Origin of the sequence: Streptantibioticus rubrisoli, assembly GCF_024436055.1 — a bacterium.
Classification (GTDB): Bacteria; Actinomycetota; Actinomycetes; order Streptomycetales; family Streptomycetaceae; genus Streptantibioticus_A; species Streptantibioticus_A rubrisoli.
Genome location: NZ_JANFNH010000100.1, coordinates 1 through 1,255, shown reverse-complemented (window position 1 = coordinate 1,255; position 1,255 = coordinate 1). Strand labels below are relative to the sequence as shown.

The following is a 1,255-nucleotide window of genomic DNA, read 5'->3' as shown; positions in this document are numbered from 1 at the left end:
AACGCCGCCTGGCTGCGGTGGTCGGCTCGGGTCGCGATCGCGGCGTGCTGCCCGCAGGCTGGGTACTCGGGCGCCGTGGACGGCGCCGTGAGCGGACCGGTCTTTTGCTGGTGCTTCACCCCGGACGAGGAGGCACAAGCCATGCGGGCTCCCAGGCGGCAGTGGCGCAGCGTGGTGGTATCCGCCGCGGGGGGGTTCGGCGGTTCATCCCCGGGTGGTGTCACCTGTTCGGCCGATGGCGGGGTGGGTGCGGGGGTTGGTGTGGGGGTGGCGTGGGTGGTGGGTGGGTGCTGATGGGGAAGCGGCCGTTGGTGGTGGTCGGTGACGCGTTGCTGGACCGGGATATCGACGGCCAGGCGAGCAGGCTCGCTCCGGATGCCCCGGTGCCGGTGGTGGACGTCCACGGGGTGCACGAGCGCCCCGGTGGTGCGGGGCTGGCCGCGGCGCTGGCCGCTCGCGAGGGGCGTGAGGTGGTGCTGGTCACCGCGCTGGGTGACGGCGACGCCGATCAGGCGGTGCGGGGCCTGCTCACCGACCGGGTGCACATGGTTGCGTTCGCGCGGCACGGTACCGTCCCGGTCAAGACCCGACTGCGGGCGGGCGGCAGGCCGCTGGTCCGGCTGGACGACGGCGGCGGCCCGGTGGGCGCGCCGACCCCGGCAGTACGCCGCGTACTGGCGGACGCCGCGGCCGTTTTGGTGTGCGACTACGGGCAGGGCACCGCCGGTGCCGTGCGGGCGATGCTGGCGCAGGCCGCGCGGCGGGTGCCGGTGGTGTGGGATCCGCATCCCCGCGGCGGCGCGCCGGTGGCCGGGGTGCGCCTGGCGGTGCCCAACGCGGGTGAGGCGCGGGTGTTCGCCGGGCATCTGGCCGCCGGTTCGGGTGGCAGCGTGTTGCGTCAGTGTGCCGAGCGTGCCGCGGCCTTGTGCGGTCATTGGCAGGCGGCCGCGGTGGTGATCACCTTGGGTGAGCGGGGTGCGTTGCTCAGCCGGGGCAGTGCCTCGCCGATGCTGGTGCCCGCCCGGCGGCGGGTGGCGGGTGATCCGTGCGGGGCGGGTGACTGCTTCGCGGCCACCGCGGCCGGTGCGCTGGCCGACGGCGGGCTGATCGAGGAGGCGGTGCAGTGCGCGGTGCGTGCGGCCACCGACTTCGTCGCCCACGGCGGCGCGGGCAACCCCACCTGCTGGCACCCCGCGCGGCCCGCGTCGTCCCAGCCCGCGCCCGATCCCGCCGATCCGTTCGCCCTGGCCAGGTC

The 1,255-nt window shown here is 76.0% G+C and carries 1 protein-coding gene; it reads left to right on the top strand.

The features are described 5' to 3' along the window. Nucleotides 1-293: 293 nt before the first annotated feature. Nucleotides 294-1,255, top strand: a 962-nt coding sequence (locus NON19_RS33005; protein ID WP_255932957.1) for a PfkB family carbohydrate kinase, incomplete at its 3' end; no start/stop codon positions are given.